This is a genomic window from Dyadobacter sp. CY312 (assembly GCF_021390535.1).
In the GTDB taxonomy this organism is placed as follows: Bacteria; Bacteroidota; Bacteroidia; order Cytophagales; family Spirosomataceae; genus Dyadobacter.
In genome coordinates, this window is the sequence record NZ_JAJUXG010000021.1 from 57,812 (window position 1) to 69,763 (window position 11,952).

Below are 11,952 nucleotides of genomic sequence, written 5' to 3' on the forward strand. Positions count from 1 at the left end.
TCGCAATGTAATAATGGTCGACCACTAGGAAATTTTGATGATAAAGTTTGTAAAAAAAAGCAAAGGGGAAAGACTTGTTTATGCTTTGCTAAGTTTAGTATTATTAGCAGGTTGCGGCTCTTCGAAAAAGATGTCGGAGTCTTCAAGAGGAAAGCGGATATTTAATGTGCAGTTAGATAGTACCAATATTTTTGATGTTGCCCGGAACAGAAAAATCCCTGTTGCCTTTTATTCTCCAAAAACACGCCAGGGAGCGTTAAAGCAGAAGCTTGTAATATTCAGCCATGGTTACGGTGAGAACAAAGGGGGAGACAATCTTATTTATTCCTATTTAACGGAAAACCTGGCGTCAAAAGGTTATTTCGTTGTATCTATTCAACATGAACTGACAACGGATAGTCTCCTTGCGATGACAGGTATTCTAAGAGCTACCCGATTGTCGAATTGGGAGAGGGGAGCTGAGAATATTAGGTATGTAATAAAAACATTGAAGGATACGAAACCAGATCTGGATTTTCGGCACATTATCTTGATGGGGCATTCCAACGGCGGGGATATGACTGCGTTATTCGCTACAAAATACCCTGATGAAGTGGATCGCATGGTGACTTTGGATAATCGGAGAATGCCTTTGCCCAGAACTAAAAAGGTAAAAGTATTGTCACTTCGGTCAAGCGACATGCCTGCCGATGAAGGTGTTTTGCCAACGGAGGTAGAACGACGTGAATTTGGGATGAAAGTTTATAGGCTTTCGAATACCAAACATTCGGAAATGGATAATGATGCAACTGAAATCCAGAGAAAAGAGATAAATGAGTATATCATTAAATTCTTGGAAAAATAGATTTGAGTCTTATAATTTGAAAAGGTTAACACCTCAATAGTTGATTTTCAGTACCTTTGCAGGTATAAGTATTATAATAATGACCGGATTACAGGAAAAACAGGATATAAGAAAGATGACCGTCGACCAGCTGAAAGGCTGGATGGCTGAACATGGCGAGAAGGCTTTTCGTGCAAAACAGATATATGAGTGGATTTGGAAAAAATCTGCCAACTCATTTGCTGAGATGACCAACCTTTCGCTTGCTACAAGGCAACTCATCGACGAACACTTTGTAATCCATTCCATGGATGTTGCCAAACAACAGCAAAGCAACGACGGTACAATCAAGTCGGCGTTCAAACTATTTGATGGGAATCTGGTGGAAGGAGTGCTTATCCCCGCAACCGATCGGATGACTGCCTGTGTGAGTAGCCAGGTCGGATGTTCACTAACCTGTAAGTTTTGTGCTACCGGTTATATGGATCGTAAGAGGAATCTGGAAGCAGGTGAAATTTATGACCAGGTTGTAGCAATTGCAAAGCAGGCTGAGGATAGCTTTAAAGCACCTCTTACCAACATTGTATACATGGGAATGGGGGAGCCGTTGCTTAATTATACCAACGTTCTCAAATCAATAGAACACATTACTTCGCCCGAAGGACTGAATATGTCGCCACGCCGGATCACGGTATCTACGGCGGGCATTGCCAAAATGATCAAGAAGCTGGGTGATGATGAAGTTCGTTTCAGACTGGCGCTTTCTTTACATGCCGCTAACGATGAAAAGCGCAATCAGATTATGCCGATCAATGAGTCCAATTCATTGGATAATCTGGCAGAAGCACTTAATTATTTTTATCAGAAAACGGGCAACCGTATCACTTTTGAATACATTGTTTTCAATAATTTCAATGATACTTTACAGGATGCGAAGGAATTATGGGAATTTACCAAACGGGTTCCGGCACGTGTAAATATTATTGAGTATAACCCAATTGCCGAAGCGGACTTTACCAATACAGGTGCAGACAAACTGGATAAATTTGCTGCTTTCCTTGAAGACAGAGGTGTTTCGGTACACGTAAGAAGAAGCCGCGGAAAAGATATTGATGCGGCTTGCGGGCAACTTGCCAACAAAGAAAAAGCAGCCTAAAGCTTAATAGATTCTCTGAAAGTATCGGAGAATCTATTCATACTTCACGGAAAAGGAGTTCTATATTTTAATTAACAATTTGGTAACATTGCATCCGTAAACAATCAGTAGTTTTGCCCGTAAAATTTGTTCTTAACAAATTAAAGGTCTGTCAGGCAAACATTGATTTACACACTTTCAAACCTGATATTTATTTAATATAACTTATACACTCTTTATGTTTGGTCTTGAAACCGACATTTTCCTTCTCCTCGCTTTCAGTATCTTAGCGGCTTGTGCATTTGAGTTTGTTAACGGTTTTCACGATACAGCCAACGCTGTGGCAACTGTTATCTACACCAATTCATTAAAACCCAACATCGCAGTTATGTGGTCGGGTTTCTGCAATTTTCTCGGTGTATTTTTTGGTGGAATCGCCGTTGCAATGGGTATTGTAAATCTCTTGCCTGTTGAAATGTTAATCGACCAGGACGTGTATCATAGCGTGGCAATGGTTTTCGCTTTGCTCTTCAGCGCTATTATATGGAACCTGGGTACGTGGTACTTTGGTTTGCCGAGTTCCAGTTCACACACACTGATCGGTTCTATTCTGGGAGTTGGTCTTGCATTCACTTTTATGCCTGAGAATTCTACCGGAGCCGGTGTTAACTGGACCAAAGCGGAAGAATTATTCATGTCGTTGCTTACTTCACCGATCTTCGGTTTTGCTTTGGCAATTATCATCATGTTTCTGCTTCGCCGCCTGCTTTCAAAGCCATTGCGTGAAGTTGTTTTTAGTGAGCCTAAGAAAAATCAGCCTCCTCCGATCTGGATTAGAGCAATATTGGTTACTACCTGTACATTGGTGAGTTTTTTCCATGGCTCTAATGATGGACAAAAAGGCGTTGGTTTGGTGATGCTTATTTTGATCGGTATTGTTCCTGCACACTTTGCACTGGACAACAGCGTCGATCCTGTTGAAATGAAAACAGAACTTGCGCGTATTGAGCAAACTGTAAGCAGAATTGATTCCATGCAATTGTCAGCCTCCGACCGTTTAAAACTGACTTCGATTCATAAAGAGATTGTTGCGTTGAATGGGCACATCGACAAACCTTTGGTAGATCATAAATTGCCCCTGGAAGTACGCATGGATGCCCGTCGTTCACTTTTGTTGATCAGCCGTAACACAAAAACGATATTGGATAATGGCGATGCAACGCTGAATACAGAAGATAAAGCATACCTGAAAATGCAGTCGGGCAGCCATTCAGGGATCAGACGTTACACCGACTATGCCCCTGACTGGGTTATCCTCATGATTTCTCTTTCACTTGGACTTGGAACAATGGTGGGCTGGAAGCGGATTGTGGTTACGATTGGTGAAAAAATCGGAAAACAACACCTTACATATGCACAGGGAGCTTCGGCCGAATTGGTTGCAGCCAGTACAATCGGAGTTTCTTCTTACTTGGGACTTCCGGTGAGTACAACCCACGTTTTATCTTCCGGTATTGCTGGTTCCATGGTGGCAAGCAAGGGTGTTAAAAACCTTCAGGCAGGAACAATCCGCAACATCGTAATTGCATGGATACTTACTTTGCCTGTTACCATGTTGTTGTCGGGTACATTATATGCATTCTTCCGCTGGATATTTTAAGGAAGAAGTTAAGGGAGTTACAGAAGTTAAGAAGTTAGCTCCGCGAGTAAGAACGAGCATTCCGGTCTGAACGCTTTTTTTGCGGTCTGAACGGAGAAAGTGGGAAGCTGAATTATTAAGACGTTAAGGGAGTTAAGAAGTTAAGAGAAGTTAGCTCCGAAAGATATTCTGGTATGAGCGCTTTTTAGCGGTCTGAATGGGAAAAGCAAGAGGCTAAATTATTAAGAGATTAAGGAGTTAAGGAATGAGCAGTGTAGGCTGCTGTACCTTAACTCTTTTTGCTTGTTACAGGATATTGACACGGACATGGCTCTTTATACTGATTCATGACATGCGGGTATTTAGTCCAATGGGGTGTTTAACTACTGTAACTTCTCTACATTCCCACCTTCTCTACCTCCTTAACTACTATACCTCCTTAACTACTCTCTCTTCTTAACTTCTCCCTTCCTTTGCTTTTACAACACTAATTATCGTACTTAGGCATGGATTTTAACCACCAACCGAAGCCAATTATTCACCAGAATGACAAAAATTGAAGAGCAGGTTAATCGTTACGGTTATGTAACGGAAGCCGTTGCAGATGATATTGACCTGATTGCAGAAATCAATCGCTTAAAAAAGGAAAAGAACGCCGTGATTCTCGCTCATTACTATGTGAATGAGGAAATTCAGGATTTGGCCGACTACATCGGTGATAGCCTTGGTTTGTCGCAGCAGGCCGCAGCCACGGAAGCGGACATGATCGTTTTTTGCGGAGTTCACTTTATGGGCGAAACTGCCAAAGTTTTAAGTCCTAATAAAAAGGTAGTTATTCCTGATCTGAACGCCGGATGTTCACTTGCGGATTCAGCACCTGCTGATAAGTTCGCTGCTTTCAAAGCACAATATCCTGATCATATCGTCATTAGTTACATTAACTGTTCGGCGGAAATTAAGGCATTGACTGATATTGTATGTACATCTTCCAATGCATTACAGATCGTTGAAAGCCTGCCAAAAGATCAGAAAATCATTTTTGCTCCTGACGCAAACCTGGGCCGTTATGTATCTCATAAAACAGGACGTGAAATGGTGCTATGGGATGGCGCCTGTATTGTCCACATCGATATTTCTAGAGAAAAATTAAAGGCATTACGGGAGGAACATCCGGATGCATTATTGATTGCCCATCCGGAATGTAAGGAAGATATTCTGATGCAATCTGATTTTGTAAGCTCAACAACCGGATTGCTAAAATTCGTGAAGGAATCAGATCACGACAAATTTATTGTAGCTACCGAAGCTGGGATTCTTCACAAAATGAAGCAGTCGGTTCCACATAAGAAATTAATTCCTGCACCTGGTTCGGACAACAATACCTGTGCCTGCTCGGAATGTCCGTATATGAAAATGAACACATTAGAAAAGGTCTACAACGCACTTTTGTACGAACAACCAGAGATTTTGGTCCCGGAAGAAATTCGTGTAAAAGCCTACGAGTCGGTAGCCAGAATGCTGGAACTGAGCAAAGGGATTTGATTGAAGAAGAAAGAAGGGAATGTAGTTAAGGAGTTATAGAAGTTAAGAATTACCGGGGTCGCGGACGACAATTAAGAATTAGCCTGAAAGGCTTTTATCCCTCAGCCCAGGGCATCGCCCTGAGGGAATTAAATAGATGGGGACAAGTTAATAGATCAGATTATAAACACCAATTATAACCAATGCCGCAGTTCGATTTTCTCATTATTGGATCAGGGATTGCCGGACTGAGCTACGCAGCCAAGCTGGCAAGACATTTTGAAGCATCAAAGCAGGAGATTTCCATCGCCGTGATCACGAAGGTGCAGGCAGATGAAACAAATACAAAATACGCGCAGGGTGGTATTGCAGTAGTTTGGGCTGAGTCGGATTCGTTTGAGAAACACATCCAGGATACCATGGATGCCGGTGATGAGGTTAACAAAAGGAACATCGTTGAGATTGTGGTTAAAGAAGCTCCTGAAAGAATTCAGGAGCTGATTGACTATGGCACCCGCTTCGACAAAGAAACAGGTGGCGAATACGATCTTGCCAAAGAAGGCGGTCACTCCGACAACCGGATTCTGCATTTTAAAGATATAACCGGAGCGGAAATTGAGCGTGCACTTTTGGAGGAAGTAAACCGTCACAAAAGCATACAGATATTCACTCATTACTATGCTGTTGAGCTCATTACGCAGCATCATCTGGGTGAGACGGTATATCGTTATCAGGAGGACATCAAATGTTTCGGTGCCTATGTTTTGAATCGCCAAACGGGTGAAGTGGAAAAGTTTCTGGCCAAAACTACCATGCTTGCAACAGGTGGAATTGGGAATATATACCAAAGCACTACAAACCCAACCATTGCTACCGGAGACGGTATTGCCATGGCCTATCGCGCCAAAGGGATTTGTGATAACATGGAGTTTATCCAGTTTCATCCCACGAGTTTTTACCAACCGGGGAAAAAACCTTCCTTTCTTATATCCGAGGCTGTGCGTGGATTCGGAGGAATATTGAAACGTGCCGATGGAAGTACCTTCATGGAACTTTACGATACGCGTCTTTCGCTTGCTCCAAGGGACATTGTAGCCAGGGCAATAGACTCAGAAATGAAGAAAAACGGGGTAGATCATGTTTATCTGGATGTGAGACACCTCGATTACGAAAAGTTTCTCGAACATTTTCCTAACATCACGCAATACTGCCTGGATGCAGGCATTGATGTAAGAAAAGACATGATTCCCGTGGTGCCGGCCCAGCATTATATGTGCGGAGGTGTACGTGTAAATGAATGGGGGAAAACGAATATCAATTTCCTTTACGCCGTGGGTGAATGCTCCTGTACAGGTTTGCACGGCTCGAACCGGCTTGCGTCCAATTCTTTACTTGAAGCAGTGGTGTTTGGGCACCGGGCATATGAAAGTACCCTTTCCAGTTTTGACAGTGCTATCATTCCCGATAACATTCCCGAGTGGGATGATTCGGGGACTACACATCCTGAAGAAAATGTACTCGTAACAGAAATGACGAGAGAACTTAACAGTATCATGTCCAACTATGTAGGCATTGTACGCACAGACCGACGTATGAAACGGGCTTACGACCGACTTGAATTGCTACATCAGGAACATGAAGAATTGTATAGAGAATCAAAAGTTTCAGTGGCAATATGCGAGCTTCGGAACATGATATCCGTATCCTATCTCATTATTAAAATGGCGATGGCGAGACGGGAAAATATAGGTCTGCATTACAATGCGGATCATGTTTAGAGCACTTTTAATTTTGGACAGGAAAAAGCTTTACAGCTGTTATTCGTAAGAGGTAACTAACACAAAGGTGCAATAGGGATCAAAAGGGCGTTTCTGAACTTTTGATCCTTTTTTATATGTAAGCACCATTGAGAATTGAAACAATTCCATGCGCAACATTTGGATTTATATTGATTATCGCTCACTCTTCATCTTCACTTTTCTATGAGGTACATGCTACTGCTCGGTTTATTATTTGCAGAACTTTTGGCCTTTGCTCAAAGTCCCCGTGTGTTAATCGTAACGGCTCACCCCGACGATGAAACTATGTTTCCGGTAACTATCTTCAAAATTACGCATGAGCTGAAAGGCTCCGCAGATCTTGCGCTGATCACCGACGCTTCCGGTGGATATAACGGCCTTGTTGCTTCCAGTTATTACGGTATGAATCTGGTTGATTCTGTTGTCGGCAGAAAACAACTCCCATTAATCAGAAAAAAGGAAATGTTGGCATCCGGTGAAGTTTTGGGAATAGATAATTTTTTCTTTCTGGATCAGCCCGACGATTACTACAACAGGAATGAAAAGCCTTATCTGACAGGGAAAAATTGGGACATTGACTACGTAAATCGTCGTCTGGATACTCTTCTGGCGAAAGGTAATTACGACTTTGTATTTTGTTTGCTTCCACATGAAGGTCAACATGCGCACCATAAAACTGCGTCAATAAGTGCGATCCGAGCCGTGCAGCGTATGAAAGGAAAACGACCTGTGGTGCTGGGCGCGCAAGCTCAGGATAAAAATTCTGAATTTAAATATAGCGGACTTAATGGCTATCCGGAAACGAAAGTCAATGCCGCCGATCCGGTATTTCAGTTTGACAGATCCCGGCATTTTGGAGAGGATAATAAACACAGCTACATGATTGTGGCGGATTGGGTAAAAGCTGCCCACAAATCTCAAAGCGGAGATATGAATCAGGCTATGCACCGCGGAGAAATGGAGACGTTCTGGTATTTTGAAATTAATGGTAATGAGAGAATTAGGGAGGTTAAGAAGCTTTTTGATGATCTTAGAATAACTGGTTATTAAACCGGAGTAGAAGCTTATCTGGGTTAATTGTACTTCACATATTATTATCAATTCTTACCACACACTCTGCAATAGCTGTTTTCACGGTATTTTCCTATTTACGATCAGCTGGTTTTTAGTTGACGAGGAATGCTGGAATGGCGTTGTAAATTTTTAAAACGAGAAAAGTTGTACCAATTGAACATGTAACCTCATGTTGATTTACGTGCACAAAATGCGGCTATGATGTCATAAAGACACTTTTGTTGAATTTCTATAAAAATTTGTATTATACTATGGGTATATTTTTAAATTTTCTTCTTAACTCTGTATTGTTATCAGTAATGATAAAGTAGAACAGGAGCGCAAGAAGGCATTTATTCTCGCTTTCAATTTTGCCAATAGTACTATTTTTAACCTAACATATCGTATGAAATTTACTTCTACACTCAAAATGAAATTTACAACTCCTCAACAGATTATTCTGTTTAATGCCTGCCTCCCCTTTATACGTTTTCAGGAATCGGAATCCATGGTTTGATCCTTTTATATCGTATTTAACCCATCTAACTAAATGCCTGGTGCATAAGAATGCCAGCCAGGTTTTGAATCAATCAAGTTCCTCTTTTGTCAGAAATTCATTTGCAGTTTAATTGCTCTTGTGTCAAATGACGCAACAAGATTATTTCTAAAACAATAACCAGTGCCTATGAATAAATAAAAACGAACATTTAAGATTCTTCTTTCAATTTCTAAATGACACAACGACAACGATTTTTGGTCAATGAGTCTTCTTGTGCCCAATCCAAAATGATTGCGGCATTTCAAACAATTTTAACCTTACACTTATGAAAAGAATCATTTACCTAAGGAAGTTATGCCATCCTGCAAGCGCGTGCATAGCCTTATTAACCCTGGCCGTCGGGGAACCTGTGCTTAGCCATGCCACAGCTGTGCCGGTCGCAACAATCCGGTCACAGGCAGACATTACTGTGAAAGGGAAAGTTTCCGAGGAAAACGGAACGCCGCTTCCTGGCGTGAGTATTTTGGTAAAAGGGAGTAATTCAGGAACGACCACTGATGCCGATGGGCAATTTAACATCACAGTTCCCAATGGAGACGCTGTTTTGGTATTCAGTTATGTAGGTTTCATCAAGCAGGAAATAACAGTAGGTTCCCGAAATACAATTGATGTAAAGCTGGCTACCGATGCTCAGGCGCTAAGCGAAATCATTGTAGTTGGTTACGGTGAGCAAAAAAAAGAAACCTTAACTGGCGCAGTAACGACGGTTAAGGGTACAGATATTGTAAAATCTCCGGCTGTTAACGTAAGTAACAGTTTGGCTGGTCGCTTGCCTGGGGTTACATTGGTGGCTCGTAGTGGTGAGCCTGGCCAGGATGGTTCCACCATCCGGATCAGGGGGATGAATACCTTGGGAAATAACGATGCACTTGTAGTAGTGGATGGTATTCCAGGTCGTTCTCTGGACAGAATTGACCCGAACAGTATTGAGACAATCTCGGTTTTGAAAGATGCTTCTGCCGCGATTTATGGAGCACAAGCTGCAAACGGGGTTATTTTGATCACTACCAAAAGAGGAAAAACTGGTAAGCCTACGATTACATTTAACGCCAACCAGGGTTTTAGCCAGCCAACGATTTTGCCTAAAATGACCAATGCTGCTGAGTATGCACAGGCATTAAATGAGGTGGATCTGTATCGGAACCGGGCACCAAGATATTCTGCGGAGGATATAGCAAAATATGCCGATGGATCTGATTTATGGAAATATCCGAATACGGACTGGTTTAAATCAATTTACAAAGACTGGTCGGGTCAGCATTTTTATAATGCTACTGTATCTGGTGGAAGCGAAGCTGTGAGGTATTTCGTTTCGTTAGGAACAAAAACCCAGGACGGATATTATAAAAACAGTGCTACGAAGTACAAACAACACGATTTCAGAACCAATCTTGACGCAACAATTACCAAGAACATTAACCTTCGTTTCGACGTATCGGGACGTATGGAGGACAAAAATTATCCAACGCGCACCGCTGGAGATATTTTGTGGATGGTAATGCGCGGTAAGCCAAACATGCCTGCATATTGGCCAAACGGAGCAACAGGTCCGGATATTGAGTACGGAAATAATCCTGTGGTGGTGAGTACAAGTCAAACCGGATACGATCGTGATAAATGGTACGTATTGAATAGTACGTTACAGCTAAATGTCAAAATTCCATGGGTGGAGGGTCTTTCAGTAACTGGAAATGCAGGTATTGACAAAGGCTTTAATTTCCGGAAGCGTTTTCAAACACCGTGGTACCTGAATTCATGGGACGGAACCAGTCGTGATGCAAATGGAGAGCCGATCCTGGTAAGGGGAAAAAAGGGGGTTGGGGATCCTAACTTAAGAGAATATATGGAAGATAAACAGGATATCTTGCTTAACGGTTATATCAATTATGAGAAATCGATTGGTACCAATCATCTGGTTAAATTTCTGATTGGAACGGAAAAGAGAACGGGAAATGGCGACAAGTTTGACGCCTATCGTCGCTACTTCGTGTCCACTTCGCTGGATCAGCTCAATGCAGGTGGAGATGCAGAAAAGGACAACACCGGAACAGCCTATCAGAATGCACGACTTAATTATTTTGGACGTGTTAATTACGCTTTCAAAGAAAAGTACCTGATGGAGTTTGTATGGCGGGTTGATGGTTCTTATATCTTCCCTGAGGCCAAACGTTTCGGATTTTTCCCTGGTGTATCTGCTGGTTGGAGACTATCGGAAGAGAATTTCTGGAAAAACAATATCAGCTTTATCAATCAGTTCAAATTACGTGCTTCATGGGGACAAACTGGTAACGACCGTATAGAAGAATGGCAATATCTGGGTACTTACGGATTCCAAACACAAAACATGGTTTTTGGAACAACAACAGAAAGCAAAACACTTGGAGAAAGTCGCATTCCAAATCCAAACGTAACATGGGAAATTGCCAACCAGGCAGATATTGGTTTTGACGCTAGTTTAATGAATGATCGTATCAACGTAACATTTGATGTGTTCGACTACCGCCGTTCAGGGTTGTTATGGAAAAGAAATGCATCTGTTCCTTCGTCAACAGGTCTTACTTTACCAAGTGAAAACATTGGAAAAACTTCTAACAAAGGATTTGACTTCAATGTATCGTATCGTGGTGATGTGAGAGATCTTAAGTATACATTTTTTGTAAACGGAGGTTATGCAATCAACAAGGTTAACTTTATTGATGAAGCTCCTGGTCGCCCTGACTATCAGCAAATCACAGGCCATCCACTGCCTACAAAGCCAGCTGATGCCAATACACCATTCGATCCTGACAGAGATTTATATTATCAGGCGATTGGTATTTTCAAAGATCAGGCTGCCGTTGATGCATATCCACACTGGGGTGGAGCGCGTCCGGGCGATGTAATATTCAAGGACGTAAATGATGATAAAAAAATTGATGCGAATGACCGTGTTCGTAATTATAAAACAGACGTTCCCCGTTTTCAGGGAGGTATTGGTGCTAACCTGAGCTACAAAGGTTTCGATCTTTCGATCTTGTTCCAGGCTGCTACCGGAGCGCTTCGTTATCTGTCTCTTGAAAGTGGTGACTTTGGGAATTATTGGAAAGAAGACTTCGATGGTCGCTGGACTCCTGATAACATCAATGCAAGCAAACCGCGTGCAAGTAACAGAAGTGATGAATACTGGCGTTCACAAAGAAATACGCAGCTTTTGTACAACACCAATTATGTACGTTTGAAAAACCTTGAGTTTGGTTACACACTACCTCTTGGATTGACAAATCGTCTTGGTTTGCAAAACCTGCGTGTGTATGTGAACGGAAACAACCTTGCAACTTACAGTCCTGGTATTAAAGGATTTGATCCTGAGGACAATAACACGGGTGGTATCAATTATCCGTTGGCAAGAGTTATAAACGGCGGTTTATCACTGACATTTTAATA

Annotated in this window: 7 protein-coding genes; all 7 read left to right on the forward strand. The window is 42.0% G+C overall.

The window, feature by feature from the left end:
- Positions 1-37 precede the first annotated feature (37 nt).
- Complete coding sequence (locus LZG71_RS25965; RefSeq protein WP_233825472.1) at positions 38-844, forward strand: serine aminopeptidase domain-containing protein; 807 nt, start codon at positions 38-40, stop codon at positions 842-844.
- Positions 845-923: 79 nt separating this feature from the next.
- The gene (gene rlmN / locus LZG71_RS25970; protein ID WP_233825474.1) at positions 924-1,979 is read left to right on the forward strand and encodes a 23S rRNA (adenine(2503)-C(2))-methyltransferase RlmN; all 1,056 of its coding nucleotides are present in this window, start codon (positions 924-926) and stop codon (positions 1,977-1,979) included.
- A gap of 217 nt (positions 1,980-2,196) precedes the next feature.
- On the forward strand, positions 2,197-3,618 hold the full coding sequence (locus tag LZG71_RS25975; protein ID WP_233825476.1) for an inorganic phosphate transporter: 1,422 nt from the start codon (positions 2,197-2,199) through the stop codon (positions 3,616-3,618).
- Positions 3,619-4,143: 525 nt separating this feature from the next.
- On the forward strand, positions 4,144-5,139 hold the full coding sequence (gene nadA / locus LZG71_RS25980; protein ID WP_233825478.1) for a quinolinate synthase NadA: 996 nt from the start codon (positions 4,144-4,146) through the stop codon (positions 5,137-5,139).
- Between the two features lie 182 nt (positions 5,140-5,321).
- On the forward strand, positions 5,322-6,896 hold the full coding sequence (gene nadB, locus LZG71_RS25985; RefSeq protein WP_233825480.1) for an L-aspartate oxidase: 1,575 nt from the start codon (positions 5,322-5,324) through the stop codon (positions 6,894-6,896).
- 204 nt (positions 6,897-7,100) lie between these two features.
- A complete protein-coding gene (locus LZG71_RS25990; protein WP_233825482.1) occupies positions 7,101-7,967 on the forward strand; it encodes a PIG-L family deacetylase in 867 nt (288 codons plus the stop codon).
- 827 nt (positions 7,968-8,794) lie between these two features.
- A complete protein-coding gene (locus LZG71_RS25995; protein WP_233825484.1) occupies positions 8,795-11,950 on the forward strand; it encodes a TonB-dependent receptor in 3,156 nt (1,051 codons plus the stop codon).
- The last annotated feature ends 2 nt before the right edge of the window (positions 11,951-11,952 follow it).

Bases quoted from the DNA above. Each gene is read 5' to 3' on its own strand.
- nadA (WP_233825478.1), top strand. From the start codon at position 4,144: ATGACAAAAATTGAAGAGCAGGTTAATCGTTACGGTTATGTAACGGAA.
- rlmN (WP_233825474.1), top strand. From the start codon at position 924: ATGACCGGATTACAGGAAAAACAGGATATAAGAAAGATGACCGTCGAC.
- nadB (WP_233825480.1), top strand. From the start codon at position 5,322: ATGCCGCAGTTCGATTTTCTCATTATTGGATCAGGGATTGCCGGACTG.
- LZG71_RS25975 (WP_233825476.1), top strand. From the start codon at position 2,197: ATGTTTGGTCTTGAAACCGACATTTTCCTTCTCCTCGCTTTCAGTATC.
- LZG71_RS25995 (WP_233825484.1), top strand. From the start codon at position 8,795: ATGAAAAGAATCATTTACCTAAGGAAGTTATGCCATCCTGCAAGCGCG.
- LZG71_RS25965 (WP_233825472.1), top strand. From the start codon at position 38: ATGATAAAGTTTGTAAAAAAAAGCAAAGGGGAAAGACTTGTTTATGCT.
- LZG71_RS25990 (WP_233825482.1), top strand. From the start codon at position 7,101: ATGAGGTACATGCTACTGCTCGGTTTATTATTTGCAGAACTTTTGGCC.